Source organism: Pseudomonas sp. LBUM1645, from assembly GCF_059716185.1.
Window position 1 is genome coordinate 2,081,575 of sequence record NZ_CP166811.1, and the last position, 23,120, is coordinate 2,104,694.

The following is a 23,120-nucleotide window of genomic DNA, read 5'->3' on the forward strand; positions in this document are numbered from 1 at the left end:
GAAACGGCCGGCTAACGTCTGTGCAACGAGGAATATCCATGCAAGTTTCTGTTGAAAATACTTCTGCTCTTGAGCGCCGCATGAGCATCACCGTGCCGGCTGAGCGCATCGAGACTCAGGTCAACAAGCGTCTGCAGCAGACTGCCCAAAAGGCCAAGATTGCTGGCTTCCGTCCAGGCAAAGTGCCAATGAGTGAAATCAAGCGCCGTTTCGGTGCTGATGCACGTCAGGAAGCGGTCGGCGACGTGATCCAGTCTTCTTTCTACGAAGCTGTCGTTGAGCAGAAGCTGAACCCGGCTGGCGCTCCTTCGATCGAGCCTAAATCGCTGGAAGCTGGCAAAGACCTGGAATACGTCGCGATTTTCGAAGTGTTCCCTGAGTTCACCGTTGCCGGTTTCGAAGGTATCGCGGTTGAGCGCCTGAGCGCTGACGTGGCTGATGCCGATCTGGACAAAATGCTGGAAGTGCTGCGCAAGCAGAACACCCGTTTCGAAGTGGCCGATCGCGCTGCTCAAAACGAAGACCAGCTGAACATCGATTTCGTTGGCAAGGTCGACGGTGAAGTGTTCGCTGGCGGTTCCGCCAAAGGTACTCAGCTGGTTCTGGGTTCCGGCCGCATGATCCCTGGTTTTGAAGACGGTCTGGTTGGCGCTAAAGCCGGCGAAGAGCGCGTTCTGAACCTGACCTTCCCAGAGGACTATCAGAACCTCGACCTGGCAGGCAAAACCGCTGAGTTCACCGTGACCGTGAACACTGTTTCCGAGCCAAAACTGCCAGAACTGACCGAAGAATTCTTCGCTCAATTCGGCATCAAGGAAACTGGTCTGGAAGGCTTCCGCACCGAAGTTCGCAAGAACATGGAGCGTGAACTGCGTCAGGCGATCAAATCCAAGGTCAAGAATCAGGTAATGGACGGTCTGCTGGCCACCAACCCGATCGAAGTGCCTAAGGCTCTGCTGTCCAACGAAGTTGACCGTCTGCGCGTGCAGGCTGTTCAGCAGTTCGGTGGCAACATCAAGCCTGAGCAACTGCCGGCCGAGCTGTTCGAAGAGCAAGCCAAGCGCCGCGTTGTGCTGGGTCTGATCGTGGCTGAAGTGGTCAAGCAATTCGACCTTAAGCCTGACGAAGCCCGCGTTCGTGAAATGATTCAGGAAATGGCTTCGGCTTACCAGGAGCCTGAGCAGGTTGTGTCTTGGTACTACAAGAACGACCAGCAACTGAACGAAGTCCGTTCGGTTGTGCTGGAAGAACAAGTTGTGGATACTGTTCTGCAGAAAGCTAGCGTGACCGACAAATCGGTCTCTTACGAAGAAGCAGTCAAGCCGGTAGAAGCTCCACAAGCCGACTGATCGTTTTTGCGGTAAGAAGTACACACCATAAGCCAGCCTTCGTGCTGGCTTATGCGTATTCAAGACATAACTATTTGGGAGTGACTGCAGAGCATGTTCCGTAATTCGTATATTCAGCAGAACTCTGATATCCAGGCCGCTGGCGGCCTGGTCCCGATGGTTGTCGAGCAATCTGCTCGTGGCGAGCGCGCCTATGACATCTACTCGCGCCTTCTCAAGGAGCGAGTGATCTTTCTGGTTGGTCCGGTAGAGGACTACATGGCCAACCTGATTTGTGCGCAACTGCTGTTCCTTGAAGCGGAAAACCCGGACAAGGACATCCATCTCTATATCAACTCCCCGGGCGGTTCGGTGACAGCGGGCATGTCGATCTATGACACCATGCAGTTCATCAAGCCAAACGTGTCGACCACCTGTATCGGTCAAGCGTGCAGCATGGGTGCGTTTCTACTGACGGCCGGTGCCGCCGGCAAGCGTTACTGCCTGCCGAACTCGCGTGTGATGATTCACCAGCCACTGGGCGGTTTCCAGGGCCAGGCTTCGGACATCGAAATCCATGCCAAGGAAATCCTCTTCATTCGTGAGCGTCTCAACACGCTGATGGCCAAGCATAGCGGGCACACTCTTGAAGAAATCGAGCGCGATACCAACCGCGATAATTTCATGAGTGCAGAAGCAGCGCGTGAATACGGGTTGATCGATGAAGTGATCAGTCAGCGCCCCGCTTAAATTAAGCAGCTCAAAATAAGGTTGGTCGGCGCGTCCGATCACCAGCGGGCTTGAAAAAGCCCGCAATAGCCTTCATCTTGTGTTGCAAGCCTATCGGATTTGGATCGAACGAATGACTGACACCCGCAACGGCGAGGACAACGGCAAGCTGCTCTATTGCTCCTTCTGTGGCAAAAGCCAGCATGAAGTGCGCAAATTGATTGCCGGCCCCTCGGTCTTTATCTGCGACGAGTGCGTCGACCTGTGCAATGACATCATCCGTGAGGAGGTGCAGGAAGCCCAGGCCGAAAGCAGCGCGCATAAATTGCCTTCGCCTAAAGAAATCAGCGGCATCCTTGATCAGTACGTGATTGGTCAGGAGCGTGCGAAAAAGGTTCTGGCCGTAGCGGTGTACAACCACTACAAGCGCCTGAATCAGCGTGACAAAAAGAATGACGACGTCGAACTCGGCAAGAGCAACATCTTGCTGATCGGCCCGACAGGCTCGGGTAAAACCCTGCTTGCCGAAACACTGGCCCGCTTGCTGAACGTTCCGTTCACCATCGCCGACGCAACCACCCTCACCGAGGCAGGTTACGTGGGTGAAGATGTCGAAAACATCATTCAGAAGCTGCTGCAGAAGTGCGATTACGACGTAGAAAAGGCCCAAATGGGCATTGTCTACATCGATGAGATCGACAAGATTTCGCGCAAGTCTGACAACCCGTCGATCACCCGGGACGTTTCCGGTGAAGGCGTGCAGCAGGCCCTGCTCAAGTTGATCGAAGGTACGGTCGCTTCCGTTCCGCCGCAAGGTGGTCGCAAGCATCCGCAGCAGGAATTCCTTCAGGTTGACACCCGTAACATCCTGTTCATCTGCGGTGGTGCGTTCTCCGGTCTGGAAAAGGTTATTCAAAACCGTTCCACCAAGGGCGGCATCGGTTTCAACGCGGAAGTGCGCAGCAAGGAAGAAGGCAAGAAAGTCGGTGAGTCCCTGCGTGAAGTCGAGCCTGACGATTTGGTCAAGTTCGGTCTGATCCCGGAATTCGTCGGTCGTCTGCCTGTACTTGCCACGCTGGACGAGCTTGATGAGGCTGCGTTGATGCAGATTCTCACCGAGCCGAAAAATGCTCTGACCAAACAGTATGCCAAGCTGTTCGAGATGGAAGGTGTGGACCTGGAATTCCGGGCCGACGCTCTGAAATCGGTCGCCAAACGTGCCCTGGAACGCAAAACCGGTGCCCGTGGACTGCGTTCGATTCTCGAAGGTGTATTGCTCGACACTATGTATGAAATCCCCTCGCAGTCCGAGGTGAGTAAAGTAGTGATCGACGAAAGCGTTATAGAAGGCAAGTCCAAGCCACTGTATATCTACGAAAACAGTGAGCCGGCTGCCAAGGCAGCGCCAGACGCCTAAGCGTCACGCTGCTGGAATAAAGAAGGGGCCTTCGGGCCCCTTTGCTATTTGCGCGTTTTAACACCTTCTTTAAGCTTGTTTTTTTTGAAGGTAGCCCCCATCTTGGTTTCAAGCTCACTTCCATCTGTTTACGGCCTTATGGCCGCCGTAGAGGCGAAATCATGAAGACAACCATCGAATTGCCTCTCCTGCCATTGCGTGATGTTGTGGTTTATCCGCACATGGTTATCCCGCTGTTCGTGGGGCGCGAGAAATCCATCGAAGCCCTCGAGGCAGCGATGACGGGCGACAAGCAGATCCTTCTGCTGGCTCAGAGAAACCCTGCTGACGACGATCCCGGTGAAGAAGCACTTTATCGCGTAGGTACCATTGCTACCGTTCTACAGCTGCTCAAGCTGCCTGACGGCACGGTCAAGGTCTTGGTCGAAGGTGAGCAGCGGGGCGCTGTTGAGCGTTTCAGCGAAGTGGACGGCCACTGCCGTGCCGAAGTCTCATTGATAGACGAAGTCGACGCGCCAGAGCGCGAGTCGGAAGTGTTCGTACGCAGTCTGCTGGCTCAGTTCGAACAATATGTGCAGCTGGGCAAGAAAGTCCCGGCTGAAGTCCTGTCGTCGCTCAACAGCATCGACGAACCAGGCCGCCTGGTCGACACCATGGCCGCACACATGGCCCTGAAGATCGAGCAGAAGCAGGAAATCCTCGAAATCATTGATTTGTCGGCCCGGGTCGAGCACGTTCTGGCGTTGCTGGATGCCGAGATCGACCTGCTGCAAGTCGAAAAACGCATTCGTGGTCGCGTCAAAAAACAAATGGAGCGCAGCCAGCGCGAGTACTACCTGAATGAGCAGATGAAGGCCATTCAGAAAGAGCTCGGCGACAGCGACGAAGGCCACAACGAAATCGAAGAGCTGAAAAAGCGCATCGATGCCGCCGGTCTGCCGAAAGATGCCTTGGCCAAAGCCCAGGGTGAACTGAACAAGTTAAAACAAATGTCGCCAATGTCTGCGGAAGCGACCGTGGTGCGCTCGTATATTGACTGGCTGGTTCAGGTGCCGTGGAAGGCTCAGAGCAAAGTGCGCCTGGATCTGGCGCGCGCTGAAGACATTCTCGATGCAGACCACTATGGTCTGGAAGAAGTCAAAGAGCGGATCCTCGAATACCTCGCCGTGCAAAAACGGGTGAAGAAAATTCGTGGTCCGGTGTTGTGCCTGGTCGGTCCTCCTGGGGTGGGTAAAACCTCTCTGGCGGAGTCGATTGCTCACGCCACCAACCGCAAATTCGTGCGCATGGCCCTCGGTGGCGTGCGTGATGAAGCGGAAATTCGTGGTCATCGCCGTACTTATATCGGTTCGATGCCAGGAAGATTGATTCAAAAGATGACAAAAGTGGGCGTCCGCAACCCGCTGTTCCTGCTCGATGAAATCGACAAAATGGGCAGCGACATGCGTGGCGATCCGGCGTCGGCGTTGTTGGAAGTGCTCGACCCTGAGCAGAACCACAACTTCAACGATCACTATCTGGAAGTCGACTACGACCTGTCCGATGTGATGTTCCTTTGCACCTCGAACTCCATGAACATTCCACCAGCCTTGCTGGACCGGATGGAAGTGATTCGTCTGCCGGGTTACACCGAAGACGAAAAGATCAACATCGCCGTCAAATACCTTTCGCCTAAGCAGATTACGGCTAACGGCTTGAAAAAAGGCGAGCTGGAATTCGACGCCGAGGCGATCCGTGACATCATCCGCTACTACACCCGCGAAGCCGGTGTACGTGGGCTGGAGCGCCAGATTGCCAAGGTTTGCCGCAAGGCGGTCAAAGAGCATTCAATGGAAAAACGCTTCTCGGTGAAGGTCACTGCCGAGATGCTGGAACACTTCCTGGGCGTGCGCAAATTCCGCTACGGTCTGGCCGAATCGCAGGATCAGATCGGTCAGGTCACCGGGCTGGCGTGGACTCAGGTGGGCGGCGAATTGCTGACTATCGAAGCCGCCGTCGTACCGGGTAAAGGCCAGTTGATCAAGACCGGTTCCTTGGGTGACGTCATGGTCGAATCGATCACTGCGGCCCTGACTGTTGTTCGCAGTCGCGCGAAGAGCCTGGGGATTCCCCTGGACTTCCACGAGAAGCGCGACACGCATATCCACATGCCGGAAGGGGCGACCCCGAAGGACGGCCCTAGCGCCGGTGTGGGCATGTGCACGGCTCTGGTGTCGGCATTGACCGGGATCCCAGTGCGCGCGGACGTCGCCATGACTGGCGAAATTACCCTGCGTGGTCAGGTGTTGGCGATTGGCGGTTTGAAAGAAAAACTGCTCGCTGCTCACCGTGGCGGAATCAAGACGGTGATCATTCCTGAAGAGAACGTACGCGATCTGAAGGAAATTCCTGACAATATCAAGCAAGATCTGCAGATTAAACCGGTTAAATGGATTGACGAGGTCCTGCAAATTGCGCTGCAATACGCGCCGGAGCCCTTGCCAGATGTAGCTCCAGAGATAGTTGCAAAGGATGAAAAACGCGAGTCTGACTCTAAGGAAAGAATTAGCACGCATTAGTACGCATTTGCCTGGGTGGCTTGTTGACAGCTTTTTAGAGCCCTTGTTATAAAGCGGCTCTTAAGTGTCTGTAGGCCATTCAGCACTCGTTTTTGCTTTCACCAAAAAACTTAGAATCATACTCAAATAGATATAAGGGGACTTAGAGTGAACAAGTCGGAACTGATTGATGCTATCGCTGCATCCGCTGATATCCCGAAAGCTGCTGCTGGCCGTGCGCTGGACGCTGTAATCGAATCCGTCACTGGCGCTCTCAAGGCTGGCGACTCTGTTGTTCTGGTTGGTTTCGGTACTTTCTCCGTAACTGATCGTCCAGCTCGCATTGGTCGTAACCCACAGACCGGTAAGACGCTGGAAATTGCAGCTGCTAAAAAACCAGGTTTCAAAGCCGGTAAAGCACTGAAAGAAGCTGTCAACTAAGTTCGATTCAGGTTTTTGCCTATCCGGGTCGGGGTCATGCCTGACCTGGCAGCGGAGCGGTAGTCCAGTCGGCGAGTCGCCGATCCGAGACGCCGAGGCTCGCAAGTTCGAGTCATCGGTCCGCTCCGCCAGTTACGAGAAGGCGCATCCTCGGATGCGCCTTTCTTCTATCCGGATTCTACCCACGCTCCACGGTTGCCTAATTTTGAAGTTCAACCGTTTCTGGGGGACGCATGCTGCAGAATATCAGGGACAATTCACAAGGCTGGATTGCCAAGACCATTATCGGGGTCATCGTTGCACTGATGGCTTTGACCGGTTTCGACGCCATTTTTCAGGCCACGACGCATCGTAATGATGCGGCCAAGGTCAATGGCGAAGAAATCAGCCAGAACGAGCTGAGCCAGGCGGTCGATATGCAACGCCGTCAGCTCATGCAACAGCTGGGCAAGGATTTCGATGCTTCCTTGCTCGACGAAAAAATGCTGCGCGAATCGGCCCTCAAAGGCCTGATCGACCGCAAGCTGCTGCTGCAAGGCGCAGAAAACTCGAAGTTCGCTTTTTCCGAAGCTGCTTTGGACCAGGTGATCCTGCAGACGCCGGAATTCCAGGTTGATGGCAAGTTCAGCTCTGAGCGTTTCGACCAGGTTATTCGCCAACTCGGCTACAGCCGCATGCAATTCCGCCAGATGCTGGCTCAGGAAATGCTGATCGGTCAGCTGCGCGCTGGTCTGGCAGGAAGCGGTTTCGTCACCGACGCACAGGTTCTGGCATTCGCCCGTCTGGAAAAACAGACCCGCGATTTCGCTTCGCTGAACGTCAAGGCTGACCCGGCGGCTGTGAAGCTGACCGACGATGAAGTCAAAGCCTACTACGACGAACACGCCAAGGAATTCATGACGCCGGATCAGGTGGTCATTGATTACCTGGAGTTGAAGAAGGCTTCCTTCTTTGATCAGGTCAGCGTCAAGGACGAAGACCTGCAAGCGGCGTATCAGAAAGAAACCGCGAACCTGTCCGAGCAACGCCGGGCTGCGCACATTCTGATCGAAGTGAACGACAAGGTGACCGAAGCGCAAGCCAAGGCCAAGATCGAAGAGATCCAGGCACGTCTGGCAAAAGGCGAGAAGTTCGAGGCTCTGGCCAAGGAGTTCTCCCAGGATCCGGGTTCGGCCAACAACGGCGGTGACCTCGGCTATGCCGGTCCTGGCGTCTACGATCCAGCCTTCGAAACAGCGCTGTATGCGTTGGCCAAGGATCAGGTCTCGGCACCGATCCGCACTGACTTCGGTTTCCACCTGATCAAGCTGTTGGGTGTCGAAGCGCCTGAAGTGCCGACGCTCGCCAGCCTGAAAGACAAGCTGACCCGTGAGCTGAAAACCCAGCAGGTCGAACAACGTTTCGTCGAGGCGACCAAGCAACTGGAAGACTCGTCGTTCGAAGCCTCCGATCTGGCTCAGCCGGCGCAGGACCTGAAGCTCACTGTTCATACGTCCAAACCGTTCGGCCGTGAAGGTGGCGAAGGTGTTGCGGCCAACCGTGCCGTGATCACTGCTGCGTTCAGCCCTGAAGTGCTGGATGAGGGTGCCAACAGCACCGCCATCGAGCTCGATCCGGAAACCGTGATCGTGCTGCGCGCCAAGGAGCACCTGAAGCCTGCGCAACTGCCGCTCGAAAGCGTAGCTGCCAGTATTCGCGTGCAATTGGCCAAGGAGCACGCCAGTGCTGCCGCCAAGACCAAGGCTGAAGAGCTGATTGTCAGCCTGCGCGATGGCAAGACTCCGCTGGACAAGGCTATCGACGGTCAGAGCTGGAAAGTGACCCAGGCAGCCACTCGTGGCCAGGAAGGGGTTGACCCAACCGTGCTGCAGGCGCTGTTCCGCATGCCGAAACCTGTCGCCAAGGACAAGCCAACCTTCAGCAGCGTGACCTTGGCCGATGGTAGCCTGGTGATTGTGCGTCTGAACGGCGTGAACGAAGCGGCTGCGCCGACCGAAGAAGAGAAGGCTCAATACCGTCGCTTCCTCGCTTCGCGCATTGGCCAGCAAGACTTTGCGGCCTACCGCAAACTGCTGGAAAGCCAGGCTGAGATCAAACGCTTCTGATGCCTGACTGAGTTTTGCGCGACACAAAGACCCCGGCCGAAAGGCTGGGGTTTTTTATGGGCGAAACAAAAGCAGCGCGGGTTACCCGTCGCCTGAGTGTTTACCGCGCGACTTTTTCCTGTAAATGACAGTCAGTACACTTGTAACTGTTTTAAGACACTAATCGATACTCCGCTAAGCATCGATCTGTTGCACAATACGCCCCGGACCGTTTTCCTCAGGATGTTCAATGTTTAAATCATTTCCCATGCGTGTTGCCGGGCTGGCGTTGGTGCTGGCCGCCGCGGCCGGCTGCTCGTCGAAGAAAACCCCTATCTACGAGCATGAGAACTTCGATGACTCCGGAACGTTTTCGCGCAGCTACCCGGTGACGGATGCGCAGACGTGCGAAGCCGCCCGTCGGGCGTTGCTCAGCCAGGGCTACATCATCACCAGCTCTGACCCGAAACTGGTCAGCGGACACAAAAGCTTCCAGCAGACCGGCGAGAGCCACATGGAGATCAGCTTCAGTGTGGTCTGTGCCGATGACGGCAGTGAGGGGCTCCACGCGACCATGTTCGCCAACGCCCTGCAGGACCGTTATGCGCTGAAGAAGACCAACAATTCCGCCAGCGTTGGTGTAGGCGTGCTGGGTTCTGTGTCGATGCCGATCGGCTCGTCCGACGACTCTATGGTCAAGGTCGCCAGCGAAACCGTATCGTCGCCCAAGTTCTACGAGCGGTTCTTCACCCTGGTCGAGTTGTTCCTGCCGCCGGAAGCGAAAAAGGCCGCGCACATCAAGGATAAGCCGAAACCCGATCTCGGCGTGCCTGAAGCCAAGCCCGCACCGGCTACGTTGGCGCCGACCCCGGCACCTGCGGCAGAACCTGCGCCGGCACCTGCCGAAGCTGCTCCAGCAGCCTCTGAGCCGGTTGCACCGCCGCCTGAAGCCGCTCCGATTGCTCCGGCCGAGAACAGCGAACCTGCATCGTCCACGGAAACGGTCACTCCGCCGCCCCAATCAAGCCTGCCTCCACCCACCGAGCCTATTTCGGCAATTCCTGTATCTGGCCAGTAATCGTGCTCTGACGCTGCGGGATCGGGTCAGACGACACCGATCGCGCAGCGGCTTTTAAATTGATCCGCGTCAACCCAGGCCGTTGTCCTACGGCCTGTATCGAAAAAATCCTGTGATAAATTCCTGACGGCCTGCTACGTTTTATTAAGTAGCCGCTGAGCGGTGTGCCTGCGTCATTTTTCTTTCACGTGGGCACTTTATGCTCGGGGCGCTGGTCATTTATTCAGGCGTTTTTTTCAACGAGCTGTGGGGGATTCAAAATGGACGAATATCAAGAAGAGCTGCTCGAGTATCAGGCGTTTGAACTGGACCCGCTGGAACCGGCCGAAGACGCTACCGAGCTGTAAGCGTCAAGCGGATTGGCGATGACTGCGGCGAAACTCGCCGGGAGTCTGGCCGCTCCAGCGTTTGAAGGCCCGTTGAAAGGCTTCGGCTGAGGCAAAGCCCAGCAGGTAGGCGATTTCTCCGAACGCCAGTTCGGTATCGCGGATGTAGGTCATGGCCAGGTCGCGACGCGTGTCATTGAGGATCGCGCGAAATTGCGTGCCTTCCTCGGCGAGTTTGCGGCGCAAGGTCCAGGTCGGTAGCTTCAGGCGTGCCGCCACTTCTTCCAGGTCGGGTTCCCGGCCACCATTGAGCAATGGCCCCAGTAGCTGAGTGATGCGTTCACGCAGGCTGCGGGTGCGTGTCAGTTGCTCCAGTTCCCGCTCACACAGTTGCAGCAAGTGTCGCCAGGTGCTCGGGCAGTGTTCCGGGTTGCGTTGGGCGAGGCTGGCAAGGCTCAAGCGGAGTTGATTGTGCTCACTGCCGAACTGGATCGGGCAGTCGCCCAGCACTTCATAAGCCGTGCGGTAATCTGGCTCATCAAACTCGATCTCGATGCGTTCGGCCCGCAACGGGGCAGGGCTTATGCTGGACAATTGTTGCAACCAGCCAGCGATGATCGAATCCACCACGAAGCGGTTGTAGGCGTTGTAAGGGCTGATGGAATAAAACCGCAGCCAGGCACCTTGGGCGTCTTCGTGAAAGCTCGATTGACCGCGATAGTTGGAGCCATACAAGGCTTCGAAGCGAATCAGGCATCGCGCGGCTTCTCGCACCGTTGGCGCCTGAGCGGCCGTGACCCCGGCCAGGCCGACCTGGCTCAGGCGACTGAGCTGACCCATACGCAAGCCAAGTGCCGGGTTGTCGGTCAGTTGAATGGCGCTGTGGCCCAGGCGCATGTAGCGCGGGATCGAGAGCCGGGCGCCTGCTTCGCTGAGGCGAGCGGCGTCGAGACCGTATTGTTCGAGTAGCGGCTGAGGGTCTGCACCGTGGCTGCGCACGGCGTCGGCCAGGCTATGAACAAAGCCCACCGACAGATCGCCGAGGCGCATCGGCAACGGTTTCATCGCTTACAACCAGAGGTTCAGCAAACGCGCGCCACGGGCATTGCCGTCGGCGAACTGCTGCCCGTTGCTGCTGAGAAAACTTTGACCGGCGCTGCCCTGATCCCAGAACTGACCGCGCAGGAACACGCTCATGCCGGCGATTGCCTGGCTGCTGGGCGGTTGAGCGGTGAGTGTCAGACGATGCCAGGCCTGGCCTTCGCTGAGCTCCCCGGCCTTGAGACTGACGGAGCCAGGCGTCGACAGTCCCTTGTAACCGCGCCACGGTTTGTCCCAGGTGCCGCGCCCGATCACAAACGCCGGGACCGCGACGAATTGCGCACCCTGGTCGTCGAGCTTGCGGTAATTGTCCGGGTACCAGCTGTCGCTGCCGATCAGCACACCCAGGCGTCCGGCCGGGGTGTCGACGACGTTGAGCGTATGCTCGCCATTGGCGGCGATGACTTCATGTTCATCGAAAATCGGGTGCATCTGGCGCTGGGGTTGGCCGATCGGCAGGCCATCGCGACCGAATACCACGCTGCTGTTGTACAACGCGCCGCGGCCGATTTTCAGGGTGCCGTCGATGACGCTGGGCTCGGGCAGCACGATGGAGCCCGCCACCAACGTCACGTGGAATTCTTTCGCCAGACCACCAAACAGAGCCTGGTAGTCCTTGGCCATACCTTTGGCCTTCATGCGCAGATGCGCGTCGTCCAGACGTTTGTCGCCCTTGGCGCTGATCAGCGCGCGGACAAACTTCAGCGGGTTACTGACCGCCAGCCAGTTCATGGCTTCCTTGAGCGTGGTCGCCTGGTACAGCTCATCTTTCTCGCCGCTGACCATCAACCATGTGCCGACATGTTCGGGCAGGACGACGATGGTTTTTTCGTTCAGCAGGCCCTGGTCCTGGGCCTTCTGCAAATAGGCCGCCAGCTTGCGGTGCAGGCGCTCGGAGCTTTGATAGTCGGTGGGAAAGAGCTCGGGCTGGATGCCCAGCAAATTGCCGCGATCAGCGGGTATGCCTTGGTCGACCGCGAGGTTGATCCGCAGGTCCGACAGGTAGTGACCCACCGGACGGTCCGCGGCCCACATGGCGTAGGTCGTAAGGGCGGCAATCAATGCCATGGAGAAGGTCAGGTACAGAAGTTTGCGCATGGGGAAACAGTCAACGGCCGTGTGCAGGCATAAGTTTTCATTATGATTAAAATCGATGGCTACAGCAAATCAATGGGTTGGCGGCGAAGTTTCCATCTCTCTTAAAATTAAATTTGCACCTAATGTGAGATTGGTAAGGTTCGTGAGCTCTGGCAGTGAAGACGATACACCTATATGGAGCAAAAAAAATTTACAAGCACGTAGCGACGTACGACTGGTTTGAGTTTGAAATTTTTATTAAACGATATTTCGATCGTTTTTAGTGACTTCTTGCAGATCAGCAGCAGTGCTCAAAGGAGCTAAAGAGCTAAGGTGCAGAGCGGAAGGAGAGGGAAAATTGCAACGGGTGTTATAGGTATTCTAGTTATGATGTTTAATCACAACTCTCAAAGGGCGCTTGGAGTAAAAATTCGCAATCGCTTGTTTTGCTTGAGTTCGACTCACAACAATTTGTCCTTTTATATAATCAGGGTCGGACTCGGTGAGTGCATGGACTTTATTGGTGGCAATCAAACTGGAAATTGCTTTAACAGTGCATCCTGTTTCTGCGCAAAGAAAATTAAGTGTGGTATATTTTTTATAGTGAGCTTTTATTTTATTTAAAGTTTCATTTGAGACAAAATGATTACACCTAAATTCAGTAAATTTTGCGAATCCACTTGAAATAAATCTTGTATAAATTAAATGTTGGCTGCACTTTGCTTTTAGTGCTACTTCCTTCAGTGAGTGGTGATTGTTGCGCCAAATAGTCGCTGCTTCTAAACTATCACCGGTGCAATACTCACGCCCGACTGATCCGCGTGAAGGTAGAGCATGAGATAATTTAAGCAGGCCACAGGCAATCATTGGTTTGATATCTTTAACGTTGACGCGTAATAACTTGGCTGTTTCCGCAAAATTTACCAAGTTATTTGGTCCAAGCGGTTGTTTTATAATGTTAGCTGCCACATCGTTCATCGCATTTAATAGCATCTTTGGTAGATGGTCTCGACGGTATACCGGGATGTTCGTTACGTACGGGGGGGAACCTATTCTCATAGGGGCACAATTTGAAAGTAAGTAATCAATTACTTTGGCGTGTAATGTGGTTCTGGAGCGGATTTCAGATTTTAGGATGTATTTCTCATTAAACTGCCTGACTGAGGATAATGGCGTAAAAAATCCTTCAAACTTATGAAGAACTACTGTTTTTAGTAGTCCGGACTTTAGAAGTCTTCGAACTCTAGCTGGAGTAGTGTGTAGTAATTCGGCGGTTTCGTTGGTGTTAAGTAGCTTGAATTCTGGTGATATGGTCGTAGGTTTAGTAATTTTATCCCAGGTAACAGCATCATGATGCATCAAAGATTCGCACATGTCCGGGCAATTGTACAGTGCTGATTGTGCGTATTCGTTAGCGTAAATGCAGCGTTGTTCAGATTTTAACTGTGTAACGTTTTGTTCGGTTGAAAATACGAATTTAAGTTCTTTTTCGTCGAAGAGTAAATCGCTGCAACAGCATCCGGTAGGGTGCCTAATGGGTCTCGCCTGCTGAGAGGAGAAAAGAAACTCCATACCATATTTGCTTAGAGTTGTATCTTGACTGAGGATAAAAGGGGCAAGCAGGGCACGACGATGTAAAGAAGGAAATTGCTCCTGTAATTTAATAATTTCGTTAAAAAATGCAGTTTTTTTTCCGTTGGCAATATTAACGCAGATCTCCATGAGAAATGAGCGATTATTGGTGGTGGACAAAAATCTAAGTGCATTCATACAAGACATAAGCAGGTCAAAAAAAGCCGCATTGTTCTCATGCATGGCACAATCAATGATTTTACTGAAGTGATCGTGCACAACAGTAGTGGGGGTCATGCGTAGATCAAAGCCACACTCGCAGTAGTAATCGGCAAGTTTCAACCAGTTAAGAGGGGTGCTGCATTGGGGGCATGTATGAATATAATTTTCATTGTGCATTGGGCAAACGTCGGACCAACGAAAAGTGTGCATTTTGTTGAGATAACCAGCGCGGATGCAAGACGGGCATAGTGCCAATTTAACCCGTAGCATAGACGCAGGGTAAAGTACACCGTCGATGCTAATAAAATACCGAGACCCCTCCCGCCTTAATACATGAAACGCACGATTAATTAGCTCTTTATCTTCCAGTGTTAACCTTTCGTGACGCGTAAAAAGGTTGTGAGTTGGGGAGCCTTGCCATAGACGAGAAACATCGCCATGTAGCTTCAATTTGAAGGCCCGATTAAAGACATCAAGATTGTTGAAGCCATTGCATGCTGCCGTGCGGAGTAACATGCTGATCGCGCTTTCATCTTGCTCAGGTATGGGCGTGTGACATAGGCGAAACATGGAGGCACCGATTAATATAAGGCTTTCCTAAGTTGAGCGAGAGACATTTCATAAGGGTTTTTTTTTGTAACTCGCGTTGTAAAGTTGATACGGTCTGCGGTGATTGAAAAGTCAGATGACAATAAATTTTGGTCATCACGTTCTAAGGCATCAGTTAATGCTTCATACAGCAGAGTGCGTATTGAACGCATGTTCCCGCCCGTGAGAGCGTATAGTGCTAACACCATTTTTTCATCGGTTAATGCAGGCATTTTTTTGAACTCCATCGTCCTGGCGATTTCGATAGAAAATGCTCGGATGAGCCTAACAAGATCGTTGTACTCCTCGGGAGAGCCAAGTGTGAATGGATTTAGACGTGCAATATGTGGGAAACGACCAGATAATGCGGAGTGGTATTTAATGATTTCCTCACATACTGGTGTGCCGACTAAAATAACTTCTCCCCTAAATAAATCAGTTAATACTTTTATCCAATCACAAACGCTTTCTTGTGTCCGTATAGCACCTCGTCGTAAAAGGTGTTGGAGTTCATCCAAAAATATGAGCTCCGTTTGGCAACTGGTTAATAATGCCCTCAGCCGATTTTCTAGGGCCCACATAGGTTGGTAAGTGCTGTCTGTTTGGAAGCACTGAAGTAAGGCGACGACTACTCCTTTGATTGTGACGTTGTTAGGAATGATGCAATAGATTGAAGGATAAAGTTCTTGGAGTCCCCCCTTAACTTTCAGTGTCGAAGCTTGATCCAGTTTAGCGATTACATGGTCGCATACACGGGTTTTACCTGTGCCTGGTTCGCCAAGTAACAATGCGCAGCTAGGTTCACCCCTAAGTTTGGTAGCTTGTATTGAGCGGTTGATTGTATTCAATGCCTCTCGAAATTGCGGGTGTGCAATTGTGAATGACTTAAACCGCAATAGTTTTGATTGCGCTTCACTGTTCATTGGAACCACCCTTTAAAAAAAATGTGGGGTAGTCTGTAGAGTCAAATATAGTTAGTGAATGTTGTGATGGTAGCGATGGTGTAGTCCGTTTTTTTTGTGCGGTTTTTTCTTTGTGCGATTTACTTTTGTAAGATTCTATCAACTGGTTAAGTTCATACATTTTCTGGGAGGCTTTACTGCCATCAAAATCTCGTTTTTCATCTTTGAATGCCTGCAAGACTCGTTCATGATCGGAGAGGGTTAAACCATTCTGATAGCCACTGCGAGTCGCGTATGCCGGGTGCCAATCTTTAGGAGTATCGGGATGGGCCACCCATACTGTGCCAAGGTCGCAAGGATTAAAATAAACAAAGGCTTTTTGTTGAGCCGACAGCCGTTCGGCAACTTCGGGTAAGCCAGGCCCTGTCCAAAACAAGTGTTTTGATTGCACCCTGCCTCGAGAGATTCTCAACCGCCACGTGCTTAAGCAAAGTTGTTGAAGATCGTCTGCGGAATAGCGCTCAGCGGGTGGAGACAGCTTTTCCAATTCTTCGCGTTTTTTTGCGGGGCTGGTACCTAGACCCTCATGATAGGTGTTGTGATATACCTCCAGCCACGCGTCAAAGGCGCTGCGCAGCTCGTCAAGTGTCATGCAGGCGCGATCTTCGGAGGGATAGTCACCTAGCGTGAGGTGGTTACTTTTAGTGGTGCCTGGCAGGTTGTTGCAAAAACTAGTATTAACTGTGCCAAAAAAGCGTTCGATGAACGCTTTGGCATCGGGATCCCCTACGGGGACATAATCGATAACAATACCTAGCGTATTGAACGTATTTTGGACCCAGTTGTTAAAAACTTCCGGGCCGTGATCGGTAGTGACACTTGCATATTTACCGTCCCTAATAATTGCGCGGATCGCCGCCCGAATGGTTTTTTCTGCGCAGGGCGCACCTATGTCTATATCATAGCCTGGGCACTCTCGACATGCAGGGTTGAATAACGCTGAAAAGATAGGACGACCGATACAGTTGCCTTGCTGATCGATTACATTAACATTCATGGTCAAGGTGTCATATTGAACGTTGGCGTTAAGATCATTATCGACATATAAATGCCCGCCAAACTTATGGAGCCGCTGCGCAGCTTTCAAGCCCTGTCGTTTACGGGTCACTAGAAAGCGGTCCATCGCTAATATTCTACGTCTAAAAGTTGCGTACGACGGAATTTCAAGAGCTAAACTTTCAAAGTTGGTTCGGCGGTTATTTTCAACTGTTATATGTGACTCTAACAATTTATATGAGTGCATTACGGTAGGGCATTCTCGTTGCAGGTAAGAGGTTTTGATGTAGTGGGTAATGAGTTCTTCCACAAGGTGGGCAGTTCGTTTTACCCGTTTTGAGCCATAGCGTTTGAGTAATGAAAAGGGGTTTCGATTACTCATGCGGTAATTGTGAGTCCACCTCCACACTGATGAGACGCTGGGAGCGTGCAGGTCGCCAATTTTATCAGCTATGCGTCCTATCAATGCCTTGGTGGCATCTTTCGGTAATCGACCTTTCAATACTTTGTTACACGCCTCAATGTATTTAAGGCGATATCTGAAATGCTCCTGTTGTTTGGCGGGTAACGAAACTAATTGTGAGGCCTCGCTCAAATCAGCGGGCGCTCGTTGGTGTTGGACTAAAACTCCTTTCTGTTCCATTGAGGCAAATGAGTCAAAGTCAAGATAGCGGTGATAGTGATGAACTAGCGAGCACAGAGAGATCGTATCGTCTACAATCGAAATAACCTCATACACTTGGCTGTCGAGTGTATACTGTGCACCAATTTTCGGAGTGGTTGTGTCCATCTTTTCGACCCTCAAGTAGGGTGTTCAATGTTATCCGTTTGTTTAAGTTGAAAGTCAAACTTTGGTCGAACATTGCTTTGTAAATGGAGCGTGTGCTAGGTCTGTTACACACTGCAAACAGATCTCCCAGCCTAATCGGATAAGTGATCGCTTTCAGTTGTCTAGCGCAGTCGCCGAGTTCATCTTTGCCTACGTTAAAAGAGTGAAGATACAAGAACTTTAAGTTTCTCAGTATTTCGCCTTTACGAATGGTGCTTTCGTCGGCAAATCTTAATGAATGACCCATGCTACTGAAGTAGTGACTGGCGGCACACAGTTTGGTCTTGACCCGGCTAGAGAGCTTTTCGAAGTTTGCTTTGACTTCGGTGTAATATAGTAATTCGGAAGTTTCTACTAGAAAGTCAGGTGTGTAGTCCTGAATTTCCTCCTTGACGCATATTTTAAACACGCCGGGACAAGCATTATAGCATTCCACTATGGGGTCAAACTCAAGGAGAATGCAATAATCGGCTTCCAGCATGCTATCGCAAACGATTTGTCTCTGGTTCTTCTGAGAGGGGAAATAAACAGAATGTTTACCAAAGTAAGACTTCTTTGGTAGTTCGTTGAGGGTTTGGAAAGTATGCATCAAACACCTCCTTGTTTCTCCTAGTTGTGGCTAAGTGGTGGGCCTGTTTCTGAAAGTCAACTGGCATGAAATATCTAAATGTTCTTCGCTAGTGTTCTAGATCAAAAAAATTCAATAAATTCTACTTATTGCAACCTGTCGCTATTTTGGAAAGAGCGGTAATCGATTGCGATCTTATTAAAATCTCTCATTTATCAAAAATTTTCACTCGCTGATATCCAAGCGGAGAGTGTGGGTGCTCGGTGGCTTGCATGGTGGCGAGGTCGCACTGTTTTCTTCAGCGACGCTCCATTTTGAGTGTTGAGCGCTAGGGTAAAGGTAAACCTTATTGTTCCATTTTTCTATAAGTAAGCGATGAAGGGTGTTGCTCTGTTAAATATGTTGTAAATAGAAGCTGTTACGTAAACTGATGTTTACCTTAGTTGGTAAATAATTTACCTTAGTTGGTAAATCGGTTCTACCATCTCGAGGCCTAACGTGCATCGATCCGAGCTCCGATTTCGAGCGTTTCACCAGGGTGTTGACACTCTCCAAGGAGATAGTGGCACATGTTTGACTGGCGTTGCTGGACCTGCTGATGAGCGGCTTCGTATGGGCTCATGCTTCAAAGGCGCCCGATGTTGTTCCGCTGGGGGGGCAACACCTGGTAATCATTGACGTGTTTTGCTCGGATCAATCAAGGGTTCGGATGCAACCTATGCCTCCGGTACCCCCGTTAGTGAGAGATGCTTCCTGCAGCTGGTTGTTGCAGATGTCTGCTTCGCCGATTCCCATGTTTTAAGTGCCAGAGCTTAGTGTGTTTACGACATATCGAATTTCGCTCACTGTCTCGCTATTTTTTGTTGGCTGATACAAGGTCGCTACTCAGTAGGTATGTGTGTTTTGGTTATCGCTTAATTTTATTTTGTAATGTACCGGGCTTTTGTGGTTGTCGTGCATACTCCTGAATCATTTCGCTCTAAAGTTGTTAGCGGAATATGCATGAAGGCTCAGCTAAGAGGAGAATGTATGGATTATGTTTGTTATGACTGTGCGCGTTGTAAACTGCTTGTAAATCGTCGTGCGCTGCGCTCTATGGCTCAATAGTTAATGGGGGGGTGGGTCTTTAGTTATTACTTTCTCTTAGGTATTTGATAAGACAGCTGCCTGGTTTCTTTCTGTTTTGTAACGCCGCTATTCATTCCATTACTGCTTTGTTGTTTGGGCGAGAAAATCTTTGATGTTGCTACGCATTGATCTGCCGTGCCCATCGATTGTATCTGCTGAGCTGTTAGTTTCCTTGGGATTAAAAACTTTAAGTCCGTATTTAGTCATCAGTGAACTCACGCCACTTTGTTCCATATTGGTCGAGAGTAGCGATGGTTAGCAACGCGCGAAGTTCGACATGTTTATGTGCCGGCGATATGGCAAGGATTTAACATGTTTAAATTTCTTTGGATCCAATTTCGGTTTGGTCGACGGACATGGCGCCATTCACTTGGTACTTACGTTAGATCTGCAATATGTCCGATTTTCGCATTAGGGCTGGTCGGTGTCATTATGCCATGCAGCCCACTTTTTTGAACTGTATTACGTAGCACGTAATTACACTATACAAAGCTGAAAATTATACACCTGTTTGCTAGAGGTACTGACACGGGATAATGGCATGTTACCCCGTGTGATGATCGTTTATCGGGAAAATAGCCGAAAATTCGGTATCATTTGATGGGTAACCAGCGATTATTCCTGGTGTAGACCCTCGCCCAAATTCGCCTCCGTGACGGCTTTACTTATAACCTAGGCTTAATTTTCAAGAAGTTTTGATGCCGATTGGGCGTTTAATACTCCAGCATCGGCAGACGATTAGTTACATACAATAATACGACACCTTGCAAAAGTATGCCGCTGTCTATCCGCCGCGCGGTAAATAGGTGGTCGACGGATGCTTAAGCCGCACGCCCTCACGGTGTTTGCGTGCCTGTGAAGTGGCCTTTTTCGTCGTTTAATGCCTGTTTCGAGCTGAAGGGAAAACCGGATGCGTCATGAGAGGACGCGTCTAGCCTTGAGCTGGGCCAGACTCAAAGGAGGCCTCGACGGCTGAATGGCTGAGGAGGGGTCTGGCAGGAGCGTCCACTCTGGCGACGGACTTCGACGTAGTTATCCTGTGCTTGTTGCCGTATTTAATGCCGCGATCCTCCCGCGGGCGTACACAGGATTCCGGTGGTTTCATTGGCCTCCCGCTTGAAGTATGTTGGACTTCGCTGCCGCATTGATCTAATGACGGCCACCTGATAACGATTGGCCGGACGTGGGTGTACGGTCTTGCTCATCATGGCGTTCCACTCGCGGCGGGTGTCCGAAGATGTCTGATCAGCCTCTGAGATACGGTAGTTACCAGTGGTTTGAAGAAACCGCAGAGGAGCTTCCGCTCAACTCGAGTGAGATCGAGGTGCGGCTGGCCATCGCCGAATTCGTAATTCGGCGGGTTGCGGGGACACCCGTCGGGGAAGAAATTTTCAATGGGTTGTTACAGCTTTTTGAGAATCGATATCCCCAGCACAAAGTGCTTTCGCATTATTTGCTCAGCCCTGGCTACTTGGCTCCGCACGCCGAGGACGTTGAGTCAGAGGCGGAGGAAATCACTTTGGGATTCGGTGCACTCGATGAGCGGCTGATCAATAACTTGCGCCATCGCGATGAAAGCCTGGAACCACCCGGCCAGCTGGCGGGAGTAGGTACGGATCTCCCGCCTCGCGGCACTCGTCGTCGAAAACCGTAAGTCAGCAGTACCGCGAGGGGCATCTTTATGAGTTCTTTATTTCGGTCGATCGCCACCAGGGTGCCGCGTATGTTATCCGCGACTTCAACTGCACCACGTTGCTCTACCCAGTTTGAAAGTTCTAGGATGGCAGCTTCCAGGGCGAGTTAATTTTCATTGAGCTTGGACAACAGAGAAGGCAGCAGGCCTGAGGAGGGCATGGTATTTCCTCCCTGAAGAGAAAAGCGTAGCAGGTCGTGCCGGCCTCCGATGGAATCAACTGCCAGCTGCTGCTTGTGGAAAACGGCCACTGAGGATCGGAAGGGTAGCTCGCGTGAAGCGTTTTTCAGAAACTGGGCTTAACGAGACGTCATGAGTATCCACTGCTGATCGGTGTAATCGGTTTGATCGCTTTTGTCGTTCCGGTTTTCCTCAGCCTCATTGCTGAGGCTGGCAAATCATCTAGTCCTGGGAATGGGAGACGTTTCGCGCCAGATCGCTTTGACCGATTCGGCGGCCAGTTCCAGGCTCGCTCGATCGGCGGTGTACACCGGATCAATAAACCTATCTCCGGCCCGTCGTTGGCGACCAATATCTGTGCGACGCTGGAGTATGCCGACTGCTTGCGGTCTTTGTTCAAATGGTCATCCGTTTAGAAGTTACGGCCATGCACTCTACACATCCGATATCAACACAACGCAGAGAGCCGCGCCCACGCATCAACAATGCTCAGCCGCAACTCCTTGAAGCGTAAAGCGGGAAGATTGTTACCATGACGGTCATAGAGCAAGCGGTAGACGCACTGCAGAAGGCCAGGAAGGTAGTCTTTTTCACCGGCGCTGGCATCTCCGCCGATAGCGGCATTCCCACGTACCGCGAAAAACTGTCTGGTATCTGGGCAGGATACGATCCTAGGGATTTAGAGACGGCCAAGGCCTTTCGGGAGAACCCCGCATTGGTGTGGGGATGGTATCTGTGGCGGCGTCTCCGCGTTGCTCAAGCAGAGCCCAATGCCGCACATCTTGCAATACCGCGCATGGCTAACTATCAGCGCCAGGTGTCTGTTATCACCCAAAATATTGACGACCTCCATGAGCGAGCAGGCTCGTTAAATGTGGTGCATTTGCATGGCAGTTTGGCAATGCCCAAGTGCTTCGCCTGCCATCGGCCCACGGTTGTGTCACCAGATCCGTCAGCAGTGCCGGATGAGGGTGCTCTGATCGAGCCTCCTAGGTGTCAACGTTGTAACGGCAAAATGCGTCCCGCGGTGGTCTGGTATGGAGAGGATTTGCCAGCCCAGTCTTGGAACACTGCAGTGCACTTGGTGAAGGATTGCGATCTGCTGATCTCAATTGGTACCTCCGGGATCGTCATGCCTGCCGCAGGCCTTCCCGACCTTGCGTTGGCGTCTGGAGCTTCGGTCATTCATGTGAACAAGGTTGACGTTGCAATGAGTGAACCGAGGGAGTTCATGCTGATGGGGGCTGCCGCCGAAGTGCTGTCGATGCTGCTCGAAAGGATAGAGACGGGTAAGTCCAGGAAGCTTGAACTTTGAAGCTGCGTTTCGAACACGCGTATCTGATCTGCCCATTAGACCCCTACAGACGTCAGTAAGGTGTGTTGGCGGACGCTTACGAAAAAGGTTTATAGGGAATTATAGAGTGATTATATGTGGCCGAATCTGGTCGCTTTGTATTGGACTGACGACCTAAACGCGTGGAGGCTTAAATGACGATGCCATTTGAACGGAGCAGGTCCGTCGCACAAACTCATGCTTTCTTGGAGGAACTTGCTCGCGACACAGAAGTGCCCGAACGCGTTAGACAAAACGCTCATTTCCTTTTACGCCACTTTCCCACTAAGCATGATGTTCTCCAGGCTGGCCGAATTGAAGAGCAAGCGAAAAAATTAGGGATAGGTACATTTGGACCCGTTTTTTGCTCCTCAACTGAAGACTGGTAGCAGCCAATCACCGCAGGCACTTCCGACCCACGCTGTATGAAAACGTCTGAAACTGCTCAATCTTATGATCGTCTAGATCATGGTGGGGACGATCATCAAGCGATTCATCTAAGGTGAGACTCGGACGCAGGTCGCCTTGGTGCTGAGGTGCCTGGATTATTACGTTGCCGAAGAAGACCAGCGCAGGTAGTCGACGTTTTCGTCGATGACCTCGATCTGGGTGCACTTGGGTTTGAAGGGTGTTGATCGGAGTTCCGTGCGGCGCTTATGGTGGCTGGTACGATGTGCACACCGCCATGCGGTGCGTGGACGCCGATGCGCCGTTCGGTGACTGGCGGCGCCACCCGCATGACTCAACATTACAGCGCGGCGATGATTTCGTACTGCGCTACGGCCTACGTTTTTACAGCTGTACAACAAGGCCAATTCACCCTTGACGAGAGCGTTTAAACAGGTGTGAGAAACCAAGATTTCTCAAACCTTATGGCGATTTTGGTGCGTGCTAGCTCGAATGGCGGTACGCCGGGGGGCGGTGAGGGGAG

Annotated in this window: 16 protein-coding genes and 1 pseudogene; 11 read left to right on the forward strand and 6 right to left on the reverse strand. The window is 52.1% G+C overall.

Annotation, left to right across the window (positions count from 1 at the left end; all coding sequences use genetic code 11):
• Positions 1-38 precede the first annotated feature (38 nt).
• The 7 genes from tig (at position 39) to ACA079_RS09240 (ending at position 9,614) form a co-directional block, all read left to right on the forward strand.
• On the forward strand, positions 39-1,349 hold the full coding sequence (gene tig / locus ACA079_RS09210) for a trigger factor (RefSeq protein ID WP_046047576.1): 1,311 nt from the start codon (positions 39-41) through the stop codon (positions 1,347-1,349).
• A 93-nt stretch (positions 1,350-1,442) separates the two neighbouring features.
• Positions 1,443-2,078 carry an ATP-dependent Clp endopeptidase proteolytic subunit ClpP gene (gene clpP / locus ACA079_RS09215; RefSeq protein ID WP_033057292.1) on the forward strand — a complete coding sequence of 212 codons (636 nt, stop codon included), beginning with the start codon at positions 1,443-1,445 and terminating at the stop codon, positions 2,076-2,078.
• Between the two features lie 112 nt (positions 2,079-2,190).
• The gene (gene clpX / locus ACA079_RS09220; protein WP_007946893.1) at positions 2,191-3,474 is read left to right on the forward strand and encodes an ATP-dependent Clp protease ATP-binding subunit ClpX; all 1,284 of its coding nucleotides are present in this window, start codon (positions 2,191-2,193) and stop codon (positions 3,472-3,474) included.
• A gap of 161 nt (positions 3,475-3,635) precedes the next feature.
• Positions 3,636-6,032, forward strand: a complete 2,397-nt coding sequence (gene lon / locus ACA079_RS09225) for an endopeptidase La (RefSeq protein WP_497703289.1) — start codon at positions 3,636-3,638, stop codon at positions 6,030-6,032.
• 147 nt (positions 6,033-6,179) lie between these two features.
• The gene (locus tag ACA079_RS09230) at positions 6,180-6,452 is read left to right on the forward strand and encodes an HU family DNA-binding protein (RefSeq protein WP_002552737.1); all 273 of its coding nucleotides are present in this window, start codon (positions 6,180-6,182) and stop codon (positions 6,450-6,452) included.
• Between the two features lie 233 nt (positions 6,453-6,685).
• Positions 6,686-8,557, forward strand: coding sequence for a SurA N-terminal domain-containing protein (locus ACA079_RS09235; RefSeq protein WP_497703290.1), 1,872 nt, complete (start codon positions 6,686-6,688; stop codon positions 8,555-8,557).
• A gap of 229 nt (positions 8,558-8,786) precedes the next feature.
• Positions 8,787-9,614, forward strand: a complete 828-nt coding sequence (locus ACA079_RS09240) for a DUF2242 domain-containing protein (RefSeq protein WP_497703291.1) — start codon at positions 8,787-8,789, stop codon at positions 9,612-9,614.
• Between the two features lie 350 nt (positions 9,615-9,964).
• On the opposite strand, the gene ACA079_RS09245 is transcribed toward ACA079_RS09240, so the two are convergent.
• From ACA079_RS09245 to ACA079_RS09270, 6 genes are all read right to left on the reverse strand, one after another.
• Positions 9,965-11,005, reverse strand: a complete 1,041-nt coding sequence (locus ACA079_RS09245; RefSeq protein ID WP_497703292.1) for an AraC family transcriptional regulator — start codon at positions 11,003-11,005, stop codon at positions 9,965-9,967.
• A 3-nt stretch (positions 11,006-11,008) separates the two neighbouring features.
• Positions 11,009-12,139 carry a carbon-nitrogen hydrolase family protein gene (locus tag ACA079_RS09250; RefSeq protein WP_497703293.1) on the reverse strand — a complete coding sequence of 377 codons (1,131 nt, stop codon included), beginning with the start codon at positions 12,137-12,139 and terminating at the stop codon, positions 11,009-11,011.
• 360 nt (positions 12,140-12,499) lie between these two features.
• A complete protein-coding gene (locus tag ACA079_RS09255) occupies positions 12,500-13,987 on the reverse strand; it encodes a hypothetical protein (RefSeq protein ID WP_497633568.1) in 1,488 nt (495 codons plus the stop codon).
• Between the two features lie 506 nt (positions 13,988-14,493).
• The gene (locus tag ACA079_RS09260; protein ID WP_497633570.1) at positions 14,494-15,423 is read right to left on the reverse strand and encodes a TniB family NTP-binding protein; all 930 of its coding nucleotides are present in this window, start codon (positions 15,421-15,423) and stop codon (positions 14,494-14,496) included.
• Positions 15,413-17,248, reverse strand: a complete 1,836-nt coding sequence (locus ACA079_RS09265; protein ID WP_497633571.1) for a TnsB C-terminal domain-containing protein — start codon at positions 17,246-17,248, stop codon at positions 15,413-15,415. Before ACA079_RS09265 ends, ACA079_RS09260 begins: the two co-directional genes overlap by 11 nt.
• Positions 17,190-17,876, reverse strand: a complete 687-nt coding sequence (locus tag ACA079_RS09270) for a hypothetical protein (protein ID WP_497633573.1) — start codon at positions 17,874-17,876, stop codon at positions 17,190-17,192. Before ACA079_RS09270 ends, ACA079_RS09265 begins: the two co-directional genes overlap by 59 nt.
• 2,344 nt (positions 17,877-20,220) lie before the next feature.
• On the opposite strand from ACA079_RS09270, the gene ACA079_RS09275 reads away from it, so the two are divergent.
• The 4 genes and pseudogenes from ACA079_RS09275 to ACA079_RS09290 form a co-directional block, all read left to right on the forward strand.
• Positions 20,221-20,637, forward strand: a complete 417-nt coding sequence (locus tag ACA079_RS09275) for a hypothetical protein (RefSeq protein ID WP_497633574.1) — start codon at positions 20,221-20,223, stop codon at positions 20,635-20,637.
• A 751-nt stretch (positions 20,638-21,388) separates the two neighbouring features.
• Complete coding sequence (locus tag ACA079_RS09280; RefSeq protein ID WP_497703294.1) at positions 21,389-22,171, forward strand: SIR2 family NAD-dependent protein deacylase; 783 nt, start codon at positions 21,389-21,391, stop codon at positions 22,169-22,171.
• A gap of 179 nt (positions 22,172-22,350) precedes the next feature.
• A complete protein-coding gene (locus tag ACA079_RS09285) occupies positions 22,351-22,578 on the forward strand; it encodes a BPSL0761 family protein (protein WP_497634644.1) in 228 nt (75 codons plus the stop codon).
• 136 nt (positions 22,579-22,714) lie between these two features.
• A pseudogene (locus ACA079_RS09290) lies at positions 22,715-22,818 on the forward strand (hypothetical protein); the annotation flags it as partial.
• Positions 22,819-23,120: the final 302 nt, after the last annotated feature.

Bases quoted from the DNA above. Each gene is read 5' to 3' on its own strand.
- ACA079_RS09265 (WP_497633571.1), bottom strand. From the start codon at position 17,248: ATGGACACAACCACTCCGAAAATTGGTGCACAGTATACACTCGACAGC.
- ACA079_RS09285 (WP_497634644.1), top strand. From the start codon at position 22,351: ATGCCATTTGAACGGAGCAGGTCCGTCGCACAAACTCATGCTTTCTTG.
- ACA079_RS09235 (WP_497703290.1), top strand. From the start codon at position 6,686: ATGCTGCAGAATATCAGGGACAATTCACAAGGCTGGATTGCCAAGACC.
- clpP (WP_033057292.1), top strand. From the start codon at position 1,443: ATGTTCCGTAATTCGTATATTCAGCAGAACTCTGATATCCAGGCCGCT.
- ACA079_RS09280 (WP_497703294.1), top strand. From the start codon at position 21,389: ATGACGGTCATAGAGCAAGCGGTAGACGCACTGCAGAAGGCCAGGAAG.
- ACA079_RS09250 (WP_497703293.1), bottom strand. From the start codon at position 12,139: ATGCGCAAACTTCTGTACCTGACCTTCTCCATGGCATTGATTGCCGCC.
- ACA079_RS09270 (WP_497633573.1), bottom strand. From the start codon at position 17,876: ATGCATACTTTCCAAACCCTCAACGAACTACCAAAGAAGTCTTACTTT.
- lon (WP_497703289.1), top strand. From the start codon at position 3,636: ATGAAGACAACCATCGAATTGCCTCTCCTGCCATTGCGTGATGTTGTG.
- ACA079_RS09275 (WP_497633574.1), top strand. From the start codon at position 20,221: ATGTCTGATCAGCCTCTGAGATACGGTAGTTACCAGTGGTTTGAAGAA.
- ACA079_RS09245 (WP_497703292.1), bottom strand. From the start codon at position 11,005: ATGAAACCGTTGCCGATGCGCCTCGGCGATCTGTCGGTGGGCTTTGTT.
- tig (WP_046047576.1), top strand. From the start codon at position 39: ATGCAAGTTTCTGTTGAAAATACTTCTGCTCTTGAGCGCCGCATGAGC.
- ACA079_RS09240 (WP_497703291.1), top strand. From the start codon at position 8,787: ATGTTTAAATCATTTCCCATGCGTGTTGCCGGGCTGGCGTTGGTGCTG.
- ACA079_RS09260 (WP_497633570.1), bottom strand. From the start codon at position 15,423: ATGAACAGTGAAGCGCAATCAAAACTATTGCGGTTTAAGTCATTCACA.
- clpX (WP_007946893.1), top strand. From the start codon at position 2,191: ATGACTGACACCCGCAACGGCGAGGACAACGGCAAGCTGCTCTATTGC.
- ACA079_RS09255 (WP_497633568.1), bottom strand. From the start codon at position 13,987: ATGACCCCCACTACTGTTGTGCACGATCACTTCAGTAAAATCATTGAT.